23 protein-coding genes and 1 tRNA gene are annotated in these 20,425 nt (G+C 65.5%); 10 read left to right on the top strand and 14 right to left on the bottom strand.

Annotated features, from left to right (window positions below; genetic code table 11):
- Positions 1-20: 20 nt before the first annotated feature.
- Both P1X14_RS03705 and P1X14_RS03710 read left to right on the top strand, forming a co-directional pair.
- Positions 21-1,469 (top strand): NCS1 family nucleobase:cation symporter-1, encoded by a 1,449-nt coding sequence (locus tag P1X14_RS03705; RefSeq protein WP_277313966.1) that lies wholly within the window; start codon positions 21-23, stop codon positions 1,467-1,469.
- Between the two features lie 12 nt (positions 1,470-1,481).
- Positions 1,482-2,060, top strand: a complete 579-nt coding sequence (locus P1X14_RS03710) for a hypothetical protein (protein WP_277313967.1) — start codon at positions 1,482-1,484, stop codon at positions 2,058-2,060.
- Here P1X14_RS03710 and P1X14_RS03715 read toward each other — a convergent pair.
- The gene (locus tag P1X14_RS03715; protein WP_277313968.1) at positions 2,050-2,775 is read right to left on the bottom strand and encodes a hypothetical protein; all 726 of its coding nucleotides are present in this window, start codon (positions 2,773-2,775) and stop codon (positions 2,050-2,052) included. The genes P1X14_RS03710 and P1X14_RS03715 overlap by 11 nt on opposite strands.
- Before the next feature lie 79 nt (positions 2,776-2,854).
- Between P1X14_RS03715 and P1X14_RS03720 the strand changes: the two genes are divergently transcribed.
- Positions 2,855-3,685 carry an energy transducer TonB gene (locus tag P1X14_RS03720; RefSeq protein ID WP_277313969.1) on the top strand — a complete coding sequence of 277 codons (831 nt, stop codon included), beginning with the start codon at positions 2,855-2,857 and terminating at the stop codon, positions 3,683-3,685.
- A 74-nt stretch (positions 3,686-3,759) separates the two neighbouring features.
- On the opposite strand, the gene clpX is transcribed toward P1X14_RS03720, so the two are convergent.
- Positions 3,760-5,016, bottom strand: a complete 1,257-nt coding sequence (gene clpX / locus P1X14_RS03725) for an ATP-dependent Clp protease ATP-binding subunit ClpX (RefSeq protein ID WP_277313970.1) — start codon at positions 5,014-5,016, stop codon at positions 3,760-3,762.
- Between the two features lie 225 nt (positions 5,017-5,241).
- The gene (locus P1X14_RS03730; protein WP_277313971.1) at positions 5,242-5,874 is read right to left on the bottom strand and encodes an ATP-dependent Clp protease proteolytic subunit; all 633 of its coding nucleotides are present in this window, start codon (positions 5,872-5,874) and stop codon (positions 5,242-5,244) included.
- A gap of 193 nt (positions 5,875-6,067) precedes the next feature.
- Between P1X14_RS03730 and P1X14_RS03735 the strand changes: the two genes are divergently transcribed.
- Both P1X14_RS03735 and P1X14_RS03740 read left to right on the top strand, forming a co-directional pair.
- Positions 6,068-6,967 (top strand): hypothetical protein, encoded by a 900-nt coding sequence (locus P1X14_RS03735; RefSeq protein WP_277313972.1) that lies wholly within the window; start codon positions 6,068-6,070, stop codon positions 6,965-6,967.
- A gap of 63 nt (positions 6,968-7,030) precedes the next feature.
- A complete protein-coding gene (locus P1X14_RS03740; RefSeq protein ID WP_277313973.1) occupies positions 7,031-8,038 on the top strand; it encodes an aldehyde reductase in 1,008 nt (335 codons plus the stop codon).
- A 1-nt stretch (position 8,039) separates the two neighbouring features.
- Here the strand turns inward: P1X14_RS03740 and P1X14_RS03745 are convergent, their stop codons facing one another.
- The 4 genes from P1X14_RS03745 to P1X14_RS03760 all read right to left on the bottom strand — a co-directional run bounded on the left by P1X14_RS03745 (position 8,040) and on the right by P1X14_RS03760 (position 12,468).
- Positions 8,040-9,023 (bottom strand): glycosyltransferase family 2 protein, encoded by a 984-nt coding sequence (locus tag P1X14_RS03745; protein ID WP_277313974.1) that lies wholly within the window; start codon positions 9,021-9,023, stop codon positions 8,040-8,042.
- 54 nt (positions 9,024-9,077) lie between these two features.
- Positions 9,078-10,562 (bottom strand): S41 family peptidase, encoded by a 1,485-nt coding sequence (locus P1X14_RS03750; protein WP_277313975.1) that lies wholly within the window; start codon positions 10,560-10,562, stop codon positions 9,078-9,080.
- Between the two features lie 128 nt (positions 10,563-10,690).
- Positions 10,691-12,322, bottom strand: coding sequence for a trigger factor (gene tig, locus P1X14_RS03755; RefSeq protein WP_277313976.1), 1,632 nt, complete (start codon positions 12,320-12,322; stop codon positions 10,691-10,693).
- A 61-nt stretch (positions 12,323-12,383) separates the two neighbouring features.
- A tRNA-Leu gene (locus P1X14_RS03760) sits at positions 12,384-12,468 on the bottom strand.
- A gap of 209 nt (positions 12,469-12,677) precedes the next feature.
- On the opposite strand from P1X14_RS03760, the gene P1X14_RS03765 reads away from it, so the two are divergent.
- The 3 genes from P1X14_RS03765 to P1X14_RS03775 are packed head-to-tail and all read left to right on the top strand — an operon-like array spanning position 12,678 to position 13,718.
- On the top strand, positions 12,678-12,854 hold the full coding sequence (locus P1X14_RS03765; protein ID WP_277313977.1) for a hypothetical protein: 177 nt from the start codon (positions 12,678-12,680) through the stop codon (positions 12,852-12,854).
- 13 nt (positions 12,855-12,867) lie between these two features.
- Complete coding sequence (locus tag P1X14_RS03770) at positions 12,868-13,053, top strand: hypothetical protein (protein WP_277313978.1); 186 nt, start codon at positions 12,868-12,870, stop codon at positions 13,051-13,053.
- A 20-nt stretch (positions 13,054-13,073) separates the two neighbouring features.
- On the top strand, positions 13,074-13,718 hold the full coding sequence (locus P1X14_RS03775) for a hypothetical protein (RefSeq protein WP_277313979.1): 645 nt from the start codon (positions 13,074-13,076) through the stop codon (positions 13,716-13,718).
- 45 nt (positions 13,719-13,763) lie between these two features.
- On the opposite strand, the gene P1X14_RS03780 is transcribed toward P1X14_RS03775, so the two are convergent.
- From P1X14_RS03780 to P1X14_RS03790, 3 genes are all read right to left on the bottom strand, one after another.
- Entirely contained in the window at positions 13,764-14,513 is a 750-nt protein-coding gene (locus P1X14_RS03780; protein WP_277313980.1) for a hypothetical protein, read from the bottom strand.
- On the bottom strand, positions 14,510-15,022 hold the full coding sequence (locus P1X14_RS03785) for a hypothetical protein (RefSeq protein WP_277313981.1): 513 nt from the start codon (positions 15,020-15,022) through the stop codon (positions 14,510-14,512). Before P1X14_RS03785 ends, P1X14_RS03780 begins: the two co-directional genes overlap by 4 nt.
- 90 nt (positions 15,023-15,112) lie before the next feature.
- Entirely contained in the window at positions 15,113-15,442 is a 330-nt protein-coding gene (locus P1X14_RS03790; protein ID WP_277313982.1) for a metalloregulator ArsR/SmtB family transcription factor, read from the bottom strand.
- Between the two features lie 77 nt (positions 15,443-15,519).
- Here P1X14_RS03790 and P1X14_RS03795 point away from each other — a divergent pair, with 77 nt between their 5' ends.
- Entirely contained in the window at positions 15,520-16,422 is a 903-nt protein-coding gene (locus P1X14_RS03795; RefSeq protein ID WP_277313983.1) for an acyl-CoA desaturase, read from the top strand.
- 153 nt (positions 16,423-16,575) lie between these two features.
- On the opposite strand, the gene P1X14_RS03800 is transcribed toward P1X14_RS03795, so the two are convergent.
- Positions 16,576-16,788: a hypothetical protein gene (locus P1X14_RS03800; protein WP_277313984.1), complete on the bottom strand. Its 213-nt coding sequence runs from the start codon at positions 16,786-16,788 to the stop codon at positions 16,576-16,578.
- Between the two features lie 270 nt (positions 16,789-17,058).
- Between P1X14_RS03800 and P1X14_RS03805 the strand changes: the two genes are divergently transcribed.
- Positions 17,059-17,349 (top strand): hypothetical protein, encoded by a 291-nt coding sequence (locus P1X14_RS03805; protein WP_277313985.1) that lies wholly within the window; start codon positions 17,059-17,061, stop codon positions 17,347-17,349.
- Between the two features lie 60 nt (positions 17,350-17,409).
- Here P1X14_RS03805 and P1X14_RS03810 read toward each other — a convergent pair whose 3' ends face one another.
- The 3 genes from P1X14_RS03810 to gatB are packed head-to-tail and all read right to left on the bottom strand — an operon-like array spanning position 17,410 to position 20,425.
- Entirely contained in the window at positions 17,410-18,318 is a 909-nt protein-coding gene (locus tag P1X14_RS03810) for a hypothetical protein (protein WP_277313986.1), read from the bottom strand.
- Positions 18,318-18,869, bottom strand: coding sequence for a hypothetical protein (locus P1X14_RS03815; RefSeq protein ID WP_277313987.1), 552 nt, complete (start codon positions 18,867-18,869; stop codon positions 18,318-18,320). Before P1X14_RS03815 ends, P1X14_RS03810 begins: the two co-directional genes overlap by 1 nt.
- A 50-nt stretch (positions 18,870-18,919) precedes the next feature.
- Positions 18,920-20,425 carry an Asp-tRNA(Asn)/Glu-tRNA(Gln) amidotransferase subunit GatB gene (gatB, locus tag P1X14_RS03820; protein ID WP_277313988.1) on the bottom strand — a complete coding sequence of 502 codons (1,506 nt, stop codon included), beginning with the start codon at positions 20,423-20,425 and terminating at the stop codon, positions 18,920-18,922.

Raw genomic sequence — 20,425 nt, forward strand, 5'->3', positions numbered from 1 at the left:
ACGCCTCGGGGGAGCGCGCGATGACCGACGAGACACTCTGGAATGCCGATCTGGCGCCGACCGGACCCGATCAGCGCAACTGGGCCTGGTATCACTATGCCGCTTTGTGGGTCGGCATGATCGTCGCGGTCCCGGCGTGGATGCTTGCCGCAGGGCTGATCGATGCGGGCATGTCGGCGGGTCAGGCGGCGCTCACCGTGCTGCTGGGCAACGCCATCGTACTGATCCCGATGCTGCTGGTCGGCCATGCCGGCGCCAAGCACGGCATCCCCTATGCGGTGCTGGTCCGCGCGTCGTTCGGCACCATCGGCGCGCGGCTGCCGGCGCTGGCCCGCGCGCTGGTCGCGTGCGGCTGGTACGGCATCCAGACCTGGATCGGGGGCGAGGCGCTGCTGACCCTGCTCGGCATCGCGCTGGGCAGCGATCTGCGCGGCGCGCCATTGCCGGTGCTGGGAATCGGCTTCGGCCAGCTGCTCGGCTTCCTCGCTTTCTGGAGCCTCCAGCTCTTCTTCGTCCGCAAGGGGCTGACCACGATCCGCCGGCTCGAGACATGGACCGCGCCGTTCAAGCTGCTCGTCTGCGTCGCGCTGGTGTGGTGGGCGGTGGACGCCGCGGGCGGGTTCGGCCCGATCTTCGCGGCACCGTCTCAGTTCGTCGCGGGCGGCGCGAAGGAGGGCCAGTTCTGGCTGGTCTTCTGGCCAGCGCTCACCGCGATGATCGGCTATTGGGCAACACTGGCGCTGAACATTCCCGATTTCACCCGCTTCGCCCGCAGCCAGCGGGACCAGATCATCGGCCAGTCGGTCGGCCTGCCGCCGATGATGGGCCTGATCGCCCTCGCCAGCGTGATCACCACCTCGGCCACCGTCGTAATCTATGGCAAGGCGATCTGGGACCCGGTCGCGCTCTCCGGCACCTTTGCCGGGCCGCTGGTGCTGCTCGCGTTGCTCGTCATCAGCATCGACACCATCTCGTGCAACATCGCCGCGAACCTCGTCTCCTCGGCCTATGACTTCTCGTCGCTCTCGCCGCAGCGGATTTCCTACCGGACCGGGGGCATGATCACCGCCGTCATCTGCATCCTGATCATGCCGTGGAAGCTGCTAGAAACCAGCGGCGGATATATCTTCGTCTGGCTGGCGGGATACAGCGCGCTGCTGGGGCCGATCGCGGGGATATTGATCGCGGATTACTGGCTGATCCGGAAGACCGAGCTGGACGTGGACGCGCTGTACCGCGCCGATGGCCGCTACGCCTATCGCGGCGGCTGGAACCCCGCGGCGCTGATCGCCTTTGCGGCGGGCGTACTGCCCAACCTGCCCGGCTTCCTCGCCATCGCCTTTCCCGGCAGCTTCGGCTGGGTCGGTCAGCCATGGCTCTCGATCTACACCTGGGCATGGTTCGTGGGGCTGGGAATTGCGCTGGCAATCTATACGCTGCTGATGCGAGTCCGCGCGCCGGCCGCTTGAGGAGAGTCCAAGATGAAGTCGATCCTGATCGCTGCCGCAGCAGCGCTGCTGACCCTCACCGCCACCCCCGCCATGGCGCAGGCCGGCGAGCAGGCGAACCCGGCCGGCCCGTGGAAGCATAACGCCTCGGGCGTGAGCTTCCCCCAACTGAACGGCAAGCTCTCACGCGACAAGGTCAACCAGTACGACACCGCCGGCAACGACGTCAGCAGCACCTATTTCCGCGACGGTGCGGACGGCACGCGCGGTCTGGTCGCGGTCTATGTCTATCCGGCCACCTCAGGCGGCTGCGCGGCTGACTGGTCCGCGGTGAAGAACGAAGTGACTGGCGGCGGCGGCGCAATCCTGTCCGAGGACCGCTTCACTTCTCCCAGCGGACGCACTGCGAGCGCCGCCTATCACGCCAGCGCACGCTTCCCGACCGGCGGCGAACCCGATCCCACGCTCAAGTCGAGCATCTATCTCTATTGCGTGCCCGGCGGGAAATGGCTGGTCAAATATTACGCCACTTGGCGCGGCCCGGCCAATTTCGACGGCGAGGCGATGACGCTGCTCAAGGCCTTTACCTGGCCGGACGGCTTCAACCGCTGACCGGTTTCTTCACCGCCCGGGGCGGCCGCATCAGCCATGCCAGCGCGAGGCTGAATATGATCTGCCACGGCAAATGGATCGTCTCGAACCACAGGATCAGCGCCTCGCGATCATGCGTGTCGGCCGATTGCCCGGTGAAGACCAGCCCCTGCGCCATGCCCAGCGCGCCGATCACGGTCAGCGCGATGGTGGCCACCGCCATCGTCGCCAGTTCGGCCCGGCGGCGCGCGGTCAGCCCGGTCAGGTACAACAGGGTGAAGGCGAAGGTAGCACCGGTCACCCCGCCCCATGCACCCGCGGTCAAATTGCGGATCAGCACAGCCTGCGCGTCGAGCTGGTAGAAATTGCTGACCGCATAATACCAGGCGACATAATTGGCGGCGATATGCGCCAGCGGCAGTAGCAGCAGGAAATAGAGCAGCCGCCGTATCCGCCCCGGCCGGTGCATCAGCCGCAGCACCAGCGGCAGGCCGAATATCGGAGTCAGGTAGAGGCTGGGTCCCACGATCGGGAAGGTCGCCTCGCGCGGATTGGCGTGGATCATCACCAGCAGCAGCAATGCGTAGATCAGCGTGCCGGCCAGCAGCCATTTGAGCGAGATCGAGAAGCGGACCCCACGATAGGGCGCGAACCATGGCTTGCGCTCGGGACGCGGCTCGGCAGATGCCACCGTATCGGGCGTCGGTTCGCCGGGCTGGATCGCATCGTCCGTCACGAGGCGCGAGCATAGCTCGCACCCAGCCGGTTGCCAGCGAAGGATTGACCCCGGCATGGGACAGGCTGACACTGGCACAATGAGGACGCTGGCCTTCGCCATCCCGCTGATCGCGATCGCCACGCCCGCTGCGGCGCAGACGCCGTTCGGATGGAGCGGCAGCTGGCAGATCACCCAGCAGGGCGGCGCCTGCACGCTGGGGCACAGCGCAAAGGATGTGGCGGCGACGCGGATCGAGCTGCGCAGGACGGTGGTCGGATCGACCGAATTTTCGGCCAGCGGCGCGGGATGGTCGTTCGAAAAGGACAGGCAGTACCCGATCGAACTGGATGCGGACGGCCAGCTGATGATCGTCCACGGCATCGGATGGGGCATTGACGACGGGCCGCATCATCGCGGGTTTCGGATCGGGGTGTATCAGGCGCAACCGGCGAAGCTCCTGGCCGCGCGATCGATCGCGGTGCGGGCGGATGGCGAAGACAAGCCCGCCATCGCGATGCCGCCGGGCGCGCTGGCACTGGCCGATCTCGATCGCTGCATCGCCGATCTGAAGCAGCGCGAGGCCGGATCGGGCGCCCCGGCCCGCACGCCGCCGAAACTGCGCGGCACGCAGGACGCGCTGATGACCGAAGACGACTATCCGGTGGCGGCGCGCCGGGCAGAGATCGGCGGGCGCGTACGGGTTCGGCTGACGGTCGGCGTCTATGGCTTTGTACGCGACTGCACGGTGATCGACTCATCGGACCACAAGGTGCTCGATGACGCGACCTGCGCAATCTATCGCCGCCGCGCGCGGTTCGATCCGGCGAAGGACGCCGCTGGCCGCCTCACGCTGGGGACCATGGAACTGACCAAGTTGTGGACGCCACCGCCGATGATCCGCCACGACGATGCGAGGCCGATCCGCTGACGGTTGCCCCCAAACGAAAAGGGCGCCGCTTCAGCGACGCCCCTTCGTTTGGCTAGCGAACGGCCCGAGGCCTATCAGCCCGCCTTTTCCTTCTTGGCATAGACGCGCACCGGTTCCTTCGAGCCCACGACCACGTCCTTGTCGATCATCACTTCGTCGACGCCGTCCATGCCGGGCAGGTCGAACATCGTGTCGAGCAATATGCCTTCGAGGATCGAGCGAAGGCCGCGGGCGCCAGTCTTGCGTTCGATCGCCTTTTTCGAAACCGCCACCAGCGCATCGTCGGTGAAGCGCAGGCCGACCGACTCCATGTCGAACAGCTTCTGATACTGCTTCACCAGCGCGTTCTTCGGCTCGGTCAGGATCTTGATCAGCGCATCGATATCGAGATCCTCGAGGGTCGCGATCACCGGCAGGCGGCCGACGAATTCGGGGATCAGGCCGAACTTGAGCAGATCCTCCGGCTCGGTCTTGCGCAGCAGCTCGCCGGTGCGGCGCTCGTCGGGTGCGGCGACATGCGCGCCGAAACCGATCGACTTGCCTTCCAGACGGTCGCCGATGATCTTTTCGAGACCCGAGAAGGCGCCGCCGCAGATGAACAAAATGTTCGTCGTGTCGACCTGCAGGAACTCCTGCTGCGGATGCTTGCGGCCGCCCTGAGGCGGAACGCTGGCGGTGGTGCCTTCCATCAGCTTGAGCAGCGCCTGCTGCACGCCCTCGCCCGAGACGTCGCGCGTGATCGAGGGGTTCTCGGCCTTGCGCGAAATCTTGTCGATCTCGTCGATGTACACGATGCCGCGCTGCGCCCGCTCGACGTTGTAATCCGACGCCTGGAGCAGCTTGAGGATGATGTTCTCCACGTCCTCGCCCACATAACCGGCTTCGGTCAGCGTGGTGGCGTCGGCCATGGTGAAGGGCACGTCGAGGATGCGCGCCAGCGTCTGGGCCAGCAGCGTCTTGCCGCAGCCGGTGGGGCCGACGAGCAGGATGTTCGACTTGGCCAGTTCGACGTCCGCACCCTTCGCGCCATGGTTCAGGCGCTTGTAGTGGTTGTGCACCGCGACCGAGAGGACGCGCTTCGCCTGCTTCTGGCCGATGACGTAATCGTCGAGAACGTCGCAGATTTCCTGCGGCGTGGGCACGCCGCCGTCCTTCTTGCTGACGAGCGCCGACTTGGTCTCTTCGCGGATGATGTCGTTGCAGAGCTCGACGCATTCGTCGCAGATGAAGACCGTCGGGCCGGCGATGAGCTTGCGGACCTCGTGCTGCGACTTCCCGCAGAACGAGCAGTAGAGTGTGCTCTTCGAGTCGCCGCCACTCAGCTTCGTCATAGAAATTCCTTACGAGCCTCCGCAGAGGCCATTGGTACGCAATTGCTCGCGCCTTGCCGCGCGGGGAGCCGAGGATACACCGGCATCCCTAACAAGAAACCTAATATGCCCATGCTGCGGGGCGAAACAAGGGCAAGGATGCGGCGTCGGGTGTCCCTGCGCCGGACCCGTGAAACGCCGATAGCCGGCCCCGGCCGCGAACGGCAGGGGCCGGTTACGAAACGATCAGGCCGCCGGTGCGTCTTCCGAAACGCTCGGGCGCTTGTCATAGACTTCGTCGACCAGGCCGAACTCCTTGGCTTCCTCGGCTTCGAGGAAGGTGTCGCGATCCATCGCACGCTCGACGCGCTCGAGGGTCTGGCCGGTATATTTCACGTACAGGCCGTTCATCCGGTCCTTGATGCGCTGGATTTCCTTCGCCTGGATCTGGATGTCCGAAGCCATGCCCTGCGCACCGCCCGAAGGCTGATGGATCATGATGCGGGCATTGGTCAGCGCCACGCGCAGGCCCGGCTCGCCGGCTGCCAGAAGGAAGCTGCCCATCGACGCCGCCTGGCCGATGCACACCGTGCCGACGCGCGGACGGATATACTGCATCGTGTCGTGGATCGCCATGCCGGCGGTCACCACGCCACCCGGCGAGTTGATGTACATCCAGATGTCCTTCTTCGGGTTCTCGGACTCGAGGAAGAGCAGCTGGGCGGTGATCGACGACGCCATGTTGTCCTCGACGCCGCCGGTGACGAAGATGATCCGCTCCCGCAGCATGCGCGAGTAGATGTCGAAGGCGCGCTCGCCACGGCTCGACTGCTCGACGACGGTCGGGATCAGGTAGCCGGTGGTGGGATCGATGGTCATCTGACCGGAAAGCGGATGCATGGGTAATTTCTCATTTGTCGTTTTGCCCGGTTGATACATCGGCGCTCCGAACGCGGCGCGCAAGGGGGCGGCTGCCGCGTTCACCACGAAGCCGCCCACTCGCCCCTCCCGATTTCATGGGATGGGGTAGCCGCCGGTTTCGCGCGATCTCCTGTGCCGGAGGAGAATTGCCATGCTCAAGCCGCTCGCCATCGGCATCGCCGCATGCCTGATCGTCACGCCTGCGCTCGCCCAGCGTGGCGGACGCACGATCGCATCGAACGACCGGAGCCTCGCCTCGGTCGATCTGTCCGGCGCCGCAACCCCGCGCACCTGGGCATTCTTCCGCCATTTCGCCCAGCCCCGCTATCTGCGCGACACGAGCAATTGCGAGGCGGGCATCGCCGCGTTCGAGGGACAGCGCCGCGATTTCGAAGCGTTCGTCGATCGCTTCCTCGCCGGCCCGGTCGATGCGAAGAAAACCGGCCTCGAACGCGCCCGCTACCTCCGCGCCGCGGCCACCGCGCATGACGAGGTGCGGCGCTGGGAAGACATCATGAAGGGCGAGACCGACAGTTGCACGGTTCGCTCGGCGCGGATGGAGATCCTTTCGCGGCGCAGCTTCGTCGCGGCGATCTCCCGCGTTTTCCCCGACATGGCCGAAGCGCGCACGGTGCTGGCGGCGATCGAATCTTCGCTCGCCGCCGCGGGATCGGACAACCAGGCCGCCGCGCGGGCCGGTGAGAATCGCAACGCCGCGATCGCCTCGGTCCGCCTGCCCCCAGCACGCAGCACCAACCCGGCATGGCAGAAGCGCTTCCGCGACTGGTTCGAAGCGAACCACCCGGATTACGTCTTTATCCGGCAAGGCATCTACAACGCTGACTGGTTCATCAAGCACAACCCGGTGACGAGCGTGCCCGAATATCGCCAGATAGGCACCCGCATCGCCTTCAGGATGCCGGATGGCAGGTGCAGGTTCATGACGCTCGATCTGTTCGAATATCATCAGGGCGGGGGCAGTTATGGCTCCCCAAAGTTCACACCGGGCCGGCAAGAGGACATCCTGTGCGAGAATGTCGACCCAATGTGACGCGATGATCCTGTTGCGAAGGCAGTGCTTGTATCGGCACGGCTGCGTAACCATCATGTGTGGATGATCAATGTCCTCGTCACCGGAGGCTCGGGCTTCGTCGGAAGCCATGTCATCCTCCAGCTGCTGGAAGCGGGCCATAATGTCCGCACCACCGTCCGCAACCTTTCCCGCGAGGCCCAGGTCCGCGAGACGCTGAAGGCGAACGGCGCCGATCCCGGCGAGCGGCTGACCTTCTTCGCCGCCGATCTGGAAAAGGACGATGGCTGGGCCGAGGCGGTCGCGGGCTGCGACTATGTCCAGCATGTCGCCTCCCCCTTCCCGCTCAACCAACCCAGGGACGAACAGGAACTGATCCGCCCCGCGGTGGAAGGCACGCTGCGCGTCCTGCGCGCCGCACGCGATGCGGGGGTGAAGCGGGTCGTGCTCACCTCGTCCTTTGCCGCGATCGGCTATGGCCATGGCCAGCGCGCCACTCCCTATACCGAGGCCGACTGGACCGATGTGAACGGCCCCGCGGTCCAGCCCTATATGAAGTCCAAGACGCTGGCCGAGCGTGCCGCATGGGATTTCATTGGCCAGGAAGGCAATGGGCTGGAGCTGGCGGTGGTCAATCCGGTCGGCATCTTCGGCCCGGCGCTGAACAACGACCTTTCGACCTCGATCGAGCTGGTGCGCCAGATGATGAGCGGCAAGCTGCCCGGCACGCCCGATCTGTGGTTCGGCGTGATCGACGTGCGCGACGTCGCCTCGCTTCAGCTGCTGGCGATGACCGCGCCGGAAGCGAAGAACGAGCGTTTCCTCGCGGTCGCAGGCAAGTCCACCTCGCTGCACGAAATGGCGGTGATCCTGCACGACCGGATCGGCACGAAACTGCCGCGCCGGCTCCCGAGCTGGCTGGTGCGAACCCTCGCGATCTTCAACCCGATGGCCCGCGAGGCGGTGCCGCGGCTGGGCATTCGCGGCGAGGCAAGCAACGTCAAGGCCAAGGCGCTCGGCTGGGAACCGCTGAGCAATGCCGAAGCGATCCTCGCCACAGCGGAGAGCCTGAAGAAGTTGGGGTTGGTTTAGGCTACTCCGCCGCCTCGCGCGGGGTCAGGCCCGGCACGAAGTTACTCACTTTCTCCTCCGGATCCGCATGCGGCGCGCGCTGGCCCAGATAGGCCAGCCGGCGGACTTCGCGGCGGCCATGCACCACTGTGTCGAGGATCAGCCCGGCGAACAGGTTGAGCGAGGCGAGGATCATCAGGCCGGTCGCCAGGATCGCGGTGGGGAAGCGCGGGACCAGCCCGGTCTGGGCATAGGTGATCGCCAGCGGAATGCTCAGCACCACCGCCAGCGCCGCAAATAGCGCCGCGATCCAGCCGAAGAACAGCATCGGCCGCTCGATCCGGTAGAGCTGCACGATCACGCGCAGGATGCGGAACCCGTCACGATAGGTGTTGAGCTTGGAAACCGACCCCTCCAGCCGCGCGAAATAGGTCGTCTCCACCTCACCCACCGGCATCTTGAGTTCCAGCGCATGCACGCTGATCTCGGTCTCGATCTCGAACCCCGAGGACAGCACCGGGAAGCTCTTCACAAACCGGCGCGAAAAGACGCGATAGCCCGAGAAGATATCGGTGAAGCTGCGCCCGAAAAGCCCTGCCAGGAACCCGGTCATCAGTTTGTTGCCCAGCACATGCCCGCGCCGGTACGCCTCGGCCTCCTCATGGACGCGGGTGCCGACGATCATGTCGAGCCCCTCCTCCACCAGCCGCGCGACCATCGCGGGGGCCGACGTCGCGTCATAGGTCGCGTCGCCGTCGGCCATCACATAGATATCGGCATCGATGTCCGCGAACATCCGGCGGACGACATTGCCCTTGCCCTGCATCCGCTCGCTGCGGACCACGGCCCCGGCCTCGCGCGCGACCTCGATGGTCCGGTCACGGCTGTTATTGTCATAGACATAGATGGTCGCGCCCGGCAGCGCAGCGCGGAAGCTGGCGACCGTCTGCGCGATCGCGGCTTCCTCGTTATAGCAGGGCAGGATCACGGCGACGTTGTGCTTCATGCCGCCGCCATAAGGGGGAAACCGTTTCGATTCGATAATTTTATCCGCCGGTGCCTAACGGGCGGCAATGCGTGCCAGCGCCGCGCTGAGGAACACATCGTCGGTCGCCTCGATCGGTGGGCGGCCGATCACGATATCGGGCAGGACCCCCGCCACCTCGTCCCTGCCGTTGGGGCGGATGAAATGGCTCTTCGGATAGGTCACCACGATCTTGGTGTCCGGCAGGGTGAAGGACTGAACCGAGGCATAGTTCGACGCGACATCGGCGGTCTCCTCGCCGATGACCTTGCCGAAGCCATAGTCCTGGATCAGCGCGGCGGCCGATGCCGCATTCGAATAGCTGTGCCGGTTGACCAGCACCCACACGCGCCCCTGGAAACGCGGCCTGCTCCGCGGCTGTTTCAGCGGCAGTTCGTAACTGTAGCGGACGCCGTTCGGCTGGGCGTCCTCCGCGTCCATCTGTTTCGCGAAATCGGGATCGATCGGTTCGCCCGTCGATCGCCGGCGCGCATAGTCCGCCTTGGTCGCGGCGCTTGCCTTCAACATGAACGACGATGCGAACCGGAACGGCCGGTTCGCGAACCAGGCGATCATCGGATCGCTGAAGCTGTTGTCTCCGCCCGGATTGTCGCGCAGGTCGATGATCAGGTCGGTCGCGCCGCTGGCGAGGATCTTGCTGAAACTATCGTCGATAAAGGCGATAAACGAAGCCGATTGATAGGAAGGCCCGCTGCCGCCAACCGCCTGTCCGGCTTCGTAGAAAGGCCCAGGACGCAGATAGGCAATCTCGCCTTCCAGTTGCCTGTACTCGCGCGTGCCGAAGTCGATGGAAAGGCTCGGAGCAGGAAATTTCGCCGCCAGCGCCCGTCGCCCATCGCGCGTCACGGCCGGGACCCGGACCGTCACCCGCTTTCCCGCGACATTCGCCGTTACCAGCGCCGAAGCCACCGTACCGCGATCCAGCCATAGCAGCGCGGGAAAGCTGCGCTCCATCTGGGCATGGGCCATGTAAGGCCGCTCCGCCGACACATAGACTCCCACACGATCCATCAGCTTGCGGATCGGCACGCCATCGATCGCGGTGATTTCGGTGCCGGCGCGCAGCGTCCCGCTCGCCTCCGCCGTTTCGGTCAGCAACACCCGGCCGCCATCGACGCGGATGAAAATCGGCAGCACCGTCCCGCCAGCCTGCAAATGGCTCACGAAAGCGGTGATCGGCGCATCGATATGGGCATGGCCGATGCGGCCATAGGCCACGAACTTCTGGAACAGCTTCGAGACCTCTACCCGATCCATCGGCCCGCGGATCGATGCCATAAGCGACCGGTAATAGGCGTCATATTCCCGGCGGGAGCGGTGCGCGTACAGGTCGAAATGCGCCTCCTGCAGCGTCGTATAGAGGATCGCGAAATCGGACCGCACCGCCTTTGCGGACAGGCGTTCGCTATTCGCGACCTGAGCCGTCGCAGCCGGAACCGGGCCGAGCACCCCCAAGCCACCCACGGCCACGACAAGCGCTACGGCGATCCCGTTCTTCATGACCGCAGTAGAGACAAAAACCGGGAGGAGCCGCAAGGGGCCGAGCCCATTCCCTGGCTCGTAAAAAAGAAAAACCCTCCGCCCCGGGGTCGGGACGGAGGGTTCGATTCCTTCGGGAGAAAAAAGCCTTAGTCGGCCTTCTTCTTCGCCGGAGCCTTCTTGGCAGGCTTCTCGGCATCGTCGGCCTTGGCGGCCGGCGCCTTCTTGGTCGCGGCCTTCTTCACCGGCTCGGCGGCGACGAGGTCGTCACCCGGAGCGGCCGGCTCGATATCGGCGGCTTCGACCTTCTTCGCCTTCTTGGCGGGCTTTTCCTCAGCCACTGCCTCGTCGGCATCGGCCTTCTTCGCGGCAGCCTTCTTCTTGGCCGGCTTCGCGTCATGATCATGGTCGTGACCGCAGCCCGGGCCGTGGACGTGCGGCACAGCGCCTTCCTCGGATTCGATCGCAGCTTCCAGTTCCTCGCGGGTCACTTCGCGCTCGGTCACTTCGGCCTTGTCGAACAGGAAGTCGACGACCTTGTCCTCGAACAGCGGCGCGCGCAGCTGGGCGGCGGCCATCGGCTCCGAACGGATATACTGGACGAAACGCTCGCGGTCCTGCGGGCTGTACTGCTGGGCAGCCTGCGAGACGAGCTGGTTCATTTCCTGCTGGGTCACGTCGACGCCGTTGGCGGTGCCGATTTCCGACAGCAGCAGGCCCAGGCGCACGCGGCGCTCGGCGATGGCGCGATAGTCGCCACGCTCGGATTCCAGCTCGGCCATCGCCGCTGCCGGATCTTCCTCATGGCCGGCTTCATGCTCCAGCTGCGCCCAGATCTGCTCGAACTCGGCCTCCACCATCGACGGCGGAACCTCGAAGTCATGACCGGCGGCGAGCTGGTCGAGCAGCTTGCGCTTCATGTGCGTGCGGGTCAGGCCGCCATTCTGCTGCTCGAGCTGGCCCTTCAGCAGGCCGGTGAGCTGCTCCAGGCTCTGCAGGCCGAGCGAGGTCGCGAACGCGTCGTCGATCTTCATCTCGCCGGCGGTCTTCACCGCGGTGATCACCAGATCGAACGTGGCGGGCTTTCCGGCGAGATCGGCGGCGCCGTAATCCTCGGGGAAGGTCACGTTGATCTGCTTCTCGTCGCCAGCCTTCACGCCAACGATCTGGTCTTCGAAGCCCGGGATCAGGCGGCCCGAGCCGATCTCGACGGCCATGTCGGTGCCGGTGCCGCCTTCGAAGGCGACGCCGTCAGCGGTCTTGCCGACGAAATCCATCGTGACCTGATCGCCTTCCTTGGCCTTGTGCTTGGCCGGGGCGTCTTCCCACGACTTCTGCTGACCGGCGAGCTGCTTGAGCTGCTCTTCGACTGCCGAATCGGCAACCGGGATCACCAGACGCTCGAGCTTCAGGCCCTCGATCGACGGCATCGGCACTTCGGGAAGCACTTCCAGCTCGACGGTGACTTCGGCGTCCTTGCCGTTCTCATAGCCTTCGCCCAGGCTTACCGACGGCGACATCGCCGGGCGCAGCTTGTTCTTGGCGATCAGCGTCTGCACGCCTTCCTGGATCGCGCTGTTCAGCGCGTCGGCGGCGATCGCTTCGCCATGCATCTTGCGGACGAGGTTGGCAGGCACCTTGCCGGGACGGAAGCCGGGCATCCGGATCTGCGGCGCGACCTTCTTCACCTCGGCATCGACCTTCGAGTCGATATCCTTGGCGGTGATCGTCATCGTGTAGGCGCGCTTGAGGCCCTCGTTCAACGTCTCGACAGTCTGCATTTCACGGCTTTCAAAAAGAATCGGATTAGCGGCGTCCGGACGCTGCTGGAAACGGCGGTGCTGGTGCGGGCGAAGGGACTCGAACCCCCACACCTTTCGATACCAGAACCTAAATCTGGCGCGTCTACCAGTTCCGCCACGCCCGCAGGGGCACCGCCGGTCGGCGGCTCCTATAGCAGTCAGGGGTCCCGGGGCAAGCCAGCTTTGTAATTGGCGGTGCCTGCCCGCTCCCCCACCCGGCCACCCATAAAATATACTCCCGTTGGATAGCCGGGTGGGGAGCGGGCCGGCACCGCGTTCAGCGAAGCTGAACCCAAAACGGCACACAGGCGTTGAGCAGGGAAAGGAGACAGTCTTGCCCGTCGAACCGCCGATCCAGCCGACCACGCCCCCGCCCGAGGCGCCCCCTGCCCCGCAGCCGGGACAGCCTGACCCGGCCCCGCCCGAGGTCATGCCGCCCGCACCCGATATCGACGTACCCGCCCCGCCACAGCCAGGCATCGATCCGGCGCCGGGCCAGCCGGTCGCGTAGAGGAGGCAGCGCCATGGGCGACATCGCTCGCGATCCCGATCTCGACCGTCAGAAGTCCGATCCGCGCGCCGTGCCGGAAACGGTCACCGGCGACGCATCCGAAGCCGCCGAATCGAAGGATGGCAACGCGAAAGCGCCGCCCGAACCGAACGGCGGCACCACTGAAGATGGAAACGGCCCAGCCCAACAAGCGCCATGAAGCGGTGAGATCGTCGCGCGATGCGCAACCTTTTCCTCGCCGCTGCCCTGTTGGTCGTCGCACCGCCCGCCCTCGCCTGCTCCATGGCAGGGGAGTATCGCCCGCCGACCAATTTCGAGCTGGTCCAGCGCGCCGATCTGGTGGTGCTCGGAAGGGTTGAATCGGAAATCGCCGCCCAGCCGGCCGACTGGAACAAGCCCAATGTCCGGCTGCTTCCGATCCGTGCGATCAAGGGCGAGCTACCGGTCGCGCCGCTCGGCCTTATCGGCACGATCAACAATCGCGGGGAGCCGGTTCCGCCGCACCCCACCGCGCTGAACGAAGTACACCCCTCCACCTTGTGGGGCGGCTGCATTCGCCAGGTCTATGCGAAGGGTACGCTCGTCGTCGCGACCTTCGTAAAGACCAGCGACGGCAGCTATAGCCAGATCTGGTCACCCTTCGCCCGCGCGGTGGAGGATGTGGAGAGCGAAGATGGCCTCTGGGTCCGCGCCGCAACGCTCTATGCCGGCCTCGCCGACACCCCCGCCGAACGGCTCCCGGCGGTACTGGAAGGCGAAGCGAAGCGGCTCGAGGCCACCGGCGATCCCGGCGCAGCCGCCATCGCCGCCGATCTCCGCGTCCAGCTCATCGTGATCGAGCGCTACACGCCGATGAAGTGGTGACGCGCGCCGCCCCAGGGAACCGGGACGGCGCGGTCAGCGGTTCGTTCAGCTGGTCGGCGCGGGCGCCGGCTCCTGAACTTCCTTTGGTTCCGGCACATTGTGCGCCATCTGCGGCAGGCCGATCGCGCGGTTGATCAGCAGCGTGTAGGTGTTCGGGAAACGGATATCGGCGATGATCTCCGCATGGCGCATCGGGAACGCCGCAAGACCCGCGGGCACCTGCTCGACCACCACCGGCGGCTTGAGCAGCAGCGCGTCGGTCATCACGATGTTCATCAGCGTGCCGAACTCGACCAGATCCTGCGACAGCTTGGCCGCCGCAATCTCCGGCACCGGCGACTTGCCGTCCTCGCGCCCGGTATAGAGCGTGCCGGCATTGACGATCTCGCCGGCTGCGACATCGAAGCCATAGGTGCCAAGCGAGAAGACGGTGTTGCCCGCCGCGGTCACCGCCCAACGCCCCGGATTGACCGGGATCACATAGAGGCTGGTCTTGCCGTCGGTGCTCAGGAAATTGCCGCCGCCTGCCAGCGCGACGTTGAATTCCTTCTTGCTCGCCCCGTTGCCGAAATAGGGAACCCCCGTTTCGACATTCATGCGGGCCAGCACGATGACCGGCGCCGAACCCTTGGAACTGCCGTTCAGCCCGATCCGGACCAGGATATAGCCCTTGGTCGGATCCAGATTGACCAGTTCCTTGGGCTTCAGGCCCTTGTGTGCCGATGCGGGTATCGACACGCCGGCCAGCATCAGCACGGCCAGCATCGAACAGAATTTCGCGATTGCGCGGATCATGGCTCGAGCCTCCGGCTGTTAGGGGTAGGGCCCGAGGCCCATGCAGCCATGCGATCGACCACTTCGGGATCGGTCTGGCCGTTATTGGCGACGACGATATCGCCTTCCTTCACCAGCAGTTTCCAATCGGTCGAGGGCAGCTGGTACCGGGCATAGCCGTGCGCCGCCATGCATTTGCGCATCGATGCGTTGCGCATGCGGGTGCGGTCGATCTCGGCCATGCGACCGTTGATCAGCGCGCCGAGCAGACCGCCACCGCCGCCGGTGCGGTCGCGCATCGACAGGATCGGCCGCGCCTGGCCGATGCAGTACATCAGGTCCGCGCGGGCAATTTCGGTCGACACGCCATCGAGATGGAACAGGAAGAATTTCGACGGATCCTCCGTCTCTTCCGCAGCCGGTTCCGCAGCCACGGCCTTCTTCTTCTGCGCATGCGCGGACGGCACGGCCGCAAACGCGCACATCGCAAGCACCGCGGCCCCCGCCGCGGCGAATCGCCTTGGAATCATATGGTAACTCCCCCCTAGTGGCGCCGAAGCTACCGGGCCGGGAGCATTAGACAAGAGCCTTTCCGGCCCATTTCGCGAAGCAATCCGGGGTCAGTCTTCGCCCACCCATTTGCGCCGCGCGATCTCCGCGCTCTCGGCCTTCAGCGGGCCGGACACCGGACAGACTTCCTGCAGATAGCCGTTGAGCGTGTTCGCCAGATGCTGCTCGACCAGCCGGTAATGGACATATTGCCCGCGCTTCTCGCTGGTCACGAGCCCCGCATTTTCCAGCACCGCGAGATGCTGCGAGATGGCCGGCTTCGACAGGTCGAACCGCGCCGCGATCTCCCCCGCGGTCAGCTCGGCATGGGCGAGATAGGCCAGGATCTTCCGGCGGACCGTCGAGGAAAGGGCTTCGAACACGCGCTGCATGGGCAGCATTTAAGCAATTCCTTCATTGCTTTCCAGTCCGGATCGAGTAATTAGGTATTTCCTTAATTACCTTGCGAGTCGATGCCATGCATGATGCGCACGCGGTGAACCATCTGGTCGAAACTCCCGGCGCCGATCCGGTCGCGGGGCGAGTGCGCTGGGATCCGGTGCATTCGCTATGGAATGGCGGCATGGCGGCCGCTGCCCTGCTCCTCGGTCCCATCACCTTCTCGCTCCCCGCTCTGGGCGTGTTCGTGATCACCACCGGCGCCGCGCTTCTGCTGGGCCACTCGGTCGGCTTCCATCGCCGCCTGATCCACCGCAGCTTCGAATGCCCGCTCTGGCTGGAACGCATCCTCGTCTGGTTCGGCACGGCCGTGGGTATGAGCGGCCCGCACTGGATCATCCGCACCCACGATCTGCGCGACTGGGCGCAACGCCGTGCCGATTGCCACCCCTATCTCAGCCACGGATCGGGCATGGCGAAGGATGCATGGTGGCAACTCCATTGCCGCCTCGAACTCGATAACCCGCCCACCTTCGACCTCGGCCGCGCCGGACGCGATCGCTTCTATCGCATCCTCGAAGCGACATGGATGTGGCAGCAACTCCCGATCGCCGCCCTGCTGTTCTGGATCGGCGGCTGGAGCTTCGTCGTCTGGGGCGTGTGCGCCCGCGTCGCGATCTGCGTCCACGGTCACTGGTTCATCGGCTATCTCGCCCATAATCGCGGACCGCAGCACTGGATCGTCGAAGGCGCTGGCATTCAGGCGCACGACGTCCCCTGGGCCGGTTTCGTCACCATGGGCGAGGCCTGGCATAACAACCACCACGCCTTCCCGGGATCCGCGCGGATCGGGCTGTATCCGGGACAGAGCGATCTGGGGTTCGTGTTCATCCGGGCGTTGGAGCAGGCCGGGCTGGCGTGGGAGGTGCGGACGCCGGAGGTCACGAGCGCGCGGTTCGAGAAACTCAGTGCAGCGCGCTGAGACACTCCCCTCCTGGGCTTCCGTCGCCAGGGAGATGGCCGGGGCGACGGCACTGACTGCAGTGATGGTCAGCGCAGGAATCGGTGCCTTGCAATTGCTTCCGGTCGCATTCCCTACCGCGCTGCTCGTAACGATGCCCATCGGGATGGTGCTCTACGCCGCCGCGCGGGCGACGAAGCTCGCAGGCTGGATATCTGCGAGCCTCGGAGGGCTGCTTACCAGCATGGTGATCTGGCTGCCCGACCTGTTCCACGCGCCCAGCTTCGACGAGCAATGGTTCGATGGCGTGGCGATGATTACCGAGGGCCGGTACACGCTACCCGGATGGTTCGAGAGACTGATCCCGATCGCGGGTATCGCAATCATCGGCCTGATCTCCGGCCTGTTCTTCTGGTTTCTCCTTGTGCGCACCACCCTCTCGCGGAACGTGCAGCGATCGACCTGGCTCATGGTCGGCCTGGCCGTGTGCGGCGCGATCCTGTATCCCTTCGCAAGGCAGGACCGCTCGTGCCACGGCGTCCCGTCAGGCCCAACGGTCGCGCAACTGGGTCTGGAAATTCCCTCCGATCAATGGCCAGCACTGGCCCGCGAGCTCGACGGCTCGGGCATCAGGGTAACTGGTGGTCGCGAAAGTCCTTGGCAGCCGATCGCGACTATCCCTGGCTCGACTTCAGCCTCTGCAAAACGAACGATGCCCAGATATCCGTGCTTGCCGCGCCAGCCATGCAGCAGGCTGGCGTGCCGGTCAGCATATCCGTCACCCAATTGCAGGATGGCAAGGACTGGAAACCCGCGTTCCGGGCGCTGCACGATCGCCTCGAGGCGCGCTGGCCCGGCGCGACCCGCTATCAGGACGCGATGGGCCAAGCCATTTCGGAACCGCCCAACTGGCTCGTCAATCCGGCGCCCTCTTCAACGGTTCGTTGACCACCGCCGGGTTTGCTTTACCCGCCATCTCCCTCATCGTCCGGCAAAACCGATCGTACGTCACCGGAACGGATACGCCCCCGCCGCCTCACGCCCGGACCGCACATCGATCACCTTTCCGCGGTCATAGGCCAGGATGCCCGGCACCGGCACCAGCCGGTTCACGCCGCCAGCGTTGGGATTGAAGAACTTGCCGACCGCGCGATACTCGGCGGGCACCACCTTAACGCCCGCAAGCGCCGGAGGCAGCGCGGTGCCGGGCACGACCGGACGCACCGTTCCGGCGATCAGCACGTTCGGCGTGTCGCTGCTCGGGCCGAAGCCGGTTTCCGCGGCCAGTTCGGGCACGCTCGACTTGCTCTTGGCCGCATCGGCATAGAAAGTTCCCAGATCGATCACCTGCCCGGCCGGCGCGGTGAAGCCTACCGTGCCGAGGCAGAAGCAGACATGCAGCCCCTGCCACCCCATGCCCCACGACGCGCCATACAGCACGAAATCGCCGGGCACGGTCTCCACCAGGAACAGATTGTCCGGCTGCCCCTTCACGAACGGCCAGTTGTTCGCGACTGCATTCACGTTGAGCGTGCCGGCATAGACGAAGTTGAACGTCTCCAGCGAAGGCACCGGCGGAATATCGCCGTTGAACGTCTTGCCCGCAGCTTCGGCCTGCGACTTCCTCGCCAGCGCGCGTTCGCGCTCCGCCTTCAGCTTCGGCTCGGCTTCGGCGAAGGCTTTGGCCTTGGCCGCCCGATAGTCCTCCATCTCGGCAGCGCTCGGGATGCGCATCATCACCGGCTCGAACGTCGGTACACCCTTGGGCTTGTGGACGCGGATGATGAAATAGGCGCGGTCGGGACGGATCGTGACCGGCGCACCTTCGCGGATCTGGACGATCTCCGGACCCGCGGCGGCGGGCGCCTGTGCGGGCAGCCCGGCCATGGCCAGTGCGGCGGCGAGCAATGCGAACATCAGCGATCCTCCGGAAGCGCGGCACCATCGGGCACGCTGCCCGAGGCTGCCTTGGCCTGCATGGCGATGGAAGCGGGCGAGAAGTTATCGGTCAGCACTTCCCAGCGGCGCTCCTGCAGCGGGTAGCGCTGATAACCGCGCGGCTCCATGCAGCGGCGCAGGCGCGACTGGCGTGCGCGCCGTTCCAGCGGCCCCGCGATGATCGCGCCGATCGCGACCCCGACCAACCCATAGGCCGGCACCGGCGTATAGGTCTCGGCCGCGGGCTTGTCCTCCCACGGCGCGAACATCGGCGTGCCGGGATGCGTCATCCCCACCGGCAGGAAGCGATAGCATTCGGTGAAGTCGGCCAGCGCTTCCTCGAAACGGGTGTCCGCGCGCCAGAAATAGAAATATTTCCAGCCGTTGCGGATCACGTCGGGATCGCGCCCGCCGGAAAGATCGGGGATCGTGATCGTCGCCGGATCGAGCGACGGCGCCGCCTCCTGCGCACTCGCAGGCACCGCCAGCAGCGAGCAGGCACCCGCCAGAATCATTGGAATGATACGCATCCGTCCCCCCTGACGAGGCACCATAATGCCTCGTCAGGCGGAGGCAACGATCAACCCAGCGCCTTCTTCAGCAGTTCGTTGACCACTGCCGGGTTCGCCTTGCCCGCCATCGCCTTCATCGTCTGGCCGACGAAGAAGCCGAACAGGGTTTCCTTGCCGCCGCGATACTGTTCCAGCTGGCCGGGGTTCTTGGCCAGAACCTCCGCGATCACGGCTTCGATCGCGCCGGTGTCGCTGGTCTGCTTCAGGCCGCGTTCCTCGACGATCTTCTCGGCGCCGTCGCCGGTTTCGAGCATGATCTCGAACACCTGCTTGGCCAGCGGACCGCTCAGCGTCCCGTTGGCAGCCAGCGCCAGCAGCTCGGCGCCCTGAACCGGGCTGACCGGGCTTTCGTCCAGTCCCTTGCCCAGCTTGTTGAGCGCGCCGAACAGGTCGGAGATCAGCCAGTTGGCGCTCGCCCGCGCCACTTCCTGTTCGCCCTTGCCCTGGATGCGCGCACCCTCGGCCAGCAGCGCTTCGAACCAGCGCGCCGTATCGGCATCGGCGGTCAGCACCGCAGCGTTATAGGCGGTCAGCCCCAGATCCTGCTCGTAGCGGCGGCGCTTGGCGTCCGGCAGTTCGGGCAGGCTCGCCTGGCACTCGTTCAGGAATGCATCGTCCAGTTCGAGCGGCAACAGGTCGGGATCGGGGAAATAGCGATAATCGTGCGCATCTTCCTTCGATCGCATCGACCGCGTCTCGCCGCGGTCTGGATCGAACAACCGGGTTTCCTGCACGATGCGGCCACCGGCCTCGAGCACCTCGACCTGACGCCGCGCCTCGATCTCGACCGTCTGCATCACGAAGCGGACCGAGTTGACATTCTTGGTCTCGGTTCGCGTACCGAATTCCTCGCCCGGACGGCGGACCGACACGTTCACGTCGGCGCGCATCGAGCCCTGATCCATATTACCGTCGCACGACCCGACATAGCGCAGGATCGAACGCAACTTGGCGACATAGGCACCCGCTTCCTGCGGCGAACGCATGTCCGGCTTCGACACGATCTCCATCAGCGCCACACCGGCGCGGTTGAGATCGACGTACGAGCGCGTCGGATGCTGGTCATGCATCAGCTTGCCCGCATCCTGCTCGACATGGATCCGCTCGATCCCGATGGTCTTCACCTCGGCATCGGGATCCTTCTCGTCCAAGCTGATCTCGAGCTGCCCCTCGCCCACCAGCGGGTGATAGAGCTGGCTGATCTGATAGCCCTGCGGCAGATCGGCGTAGAAGTAATTCTTCCGGTCGAACCGCGACCATTTGTTGATCACCGCGCCCAGCGCCATGCCGGTGCGCACCGCCTGACGGATGCACTCGCGGTTCGGCGTCGGCAGCATGCCGGGCATGGCCGCGTCGATGAGCGAAACCTGGCTGTTCGGCTCCGCACCGAACGCCGTGGCCGCGCCCGAGAACAGCTTGGCGTTGGACGTGACCTGCGCATGGACTTCCAGGCCGATCACGACCTCCCATTCGCCGGTTTCGCCTTTGATGCGGTAAGCGGATTCGCTCGCCAT

The organism is Sphingomonas sp. AOB5, from assembly GCF_029433115.1.
Taxonomy (GTDB): Bacteria; Pseudomonadota; Alphaproteobacteria; order Sphingomonadales; family Sphingomonadaceae; genus Sphingomonas.

Bases quoted from the DNA above. Each gene is read 5' to 3' on its own strand.
- P1X14_RS03800 (WP_277313984.1), bottom strand. From the start codon at position 16,788: ATGATTGCGATACCCGCGATCGGGATCAGTCTCTCGAACCATCCGGGT.
- P1X14_RS03750 (WP_277313975.1), bottom strand. From the start codon at position 10,562: ATGAAGAACGGGATCGCCGTAGCGCTTGTCGTGGCCGTGGGTGGCTTG.
- P1X14_RS03815 (WP_277313987.1), bottom strand. From the start codon at position 18,869: ATGCGTATCATTCCAATGATTCTGGCGGGTGCCTGCTCGCTGCTGGCG.
- P1X14_RS03705 (WP_277313966.1), top strand. From the start codon at position 21: ATGACCGACGAGACACTCTGGAATGCCGATCTGGCGCCGACCGGACCC.
- P1X14_RS03810 (WP_277313986.1), bottom strand. From the start codon at position 18,318: ATGTTCGCATTGCTCGCCGCCGCACTGGCCATGGCCGGGCTGCCCGCA.
- P1X14_RS03740 (WP_277313973.1), top strand. From the start codon at position 7,031: ATGATCAATGTCCTCGTCACCGGAGGCTCGGGCTTCGTCGGAAGCCAT.
- P1X14_RS03790 (WP_277313982.1), bottom strand. From the start codon at position 15,442: ATGCTGCCCATGCAGCGCGTGTTCGAAGCCCTTTCCTCGACGGTCCGC.
- clpX (WP_277313970.1), bottom strand. From the start codon at position 5,016: ATGACGAAGCTGAGTGGCGGCGACTCGAAGAGCACACTCTACTGCTCG.
- P1X14_RS03720 (WP_277313969.1), top strand. From the start codon at position 2,855: ATGAGGACGCTGGCCTTCGCCATCCCGCTGATCGCGATCGCCACGCCC.
- P1X14_RS03735 (WP_277313972.1), top strand. From the start codon at position 6,068: ATGCTCAAGCCGCTCGCCATCGGCATCGCCGCATGCCTGATCGTCACG.
- P1X14_RS03775 (WP_277313979.1), top strand. From the start codon at position 13,074: ATGCGCAACCTTTTCCTCGCCGCTGCCCTGTTGGTCGTCGCACCGCCC.
- P1X14_RS03745 (WP_277313974.1), bottom strand. From the start codon at position 9,023: ATGAAGCACAACGTCGCCGTGATCCTGCCCTGCTATAACGAGGAAGCC.
- P1X14_RS03785 (WP_277313981.1), bottom strand. From the start codon at position 15,022: ATGATTCCAAGGCGATTCGCCGCGGCGGGGGCCGCGGTGCTTGCGATG.
- P1X14_RS03780 (WP_277313980.1), bottom strand. From the start codon at position 14,513: ATGATCCGCGCAATCGCGAAATTCTGTTCGATGCTGGCCGTGCTGATG.
- P1X14_RS03795 (WP_277313983.1), top strand. From the start codon at position 15,520: ATGCATGATGCGCACGCGGTGAACCATCTGGTCGAAACTCCCGGCGCC.
- P1X14_RS03710 (WP_277313967.1), top strand. From the start codon at position 1,482: ATGAAGTCGATCCTGATCGCTGCCGCAGCAGCGCTGCTGACCCTCACC.
- P1X14_RS03730 (WP_277313971.1), bottom strand. From the start codon at position 5,874: ATGACCATCGATCCCACCACCGGCTACCTGATCCCGACCGTCGTCGAG.
- gatB (WP_277313988.1), bottom strand. From the start codon at position 20,425: ATGGCGAGCGAATCCGCTTACCGCATCAAAGGCGAAACCGGCGAATGG.
- tig (WP_277313976.1), bottom strand. From the start codon at position 12,322: ATGCAGACTGTCGAGACGTTGAACGAGGGCCTCAAGCGCGCCTACACG.
- P1X14_RS03770 (WP_277313978.1), top strand. From the start codon at position 12,868: ATGGGCGACATCGCTCGCGATCCCGATCTCGACCGTCAGAAGTCCGAT.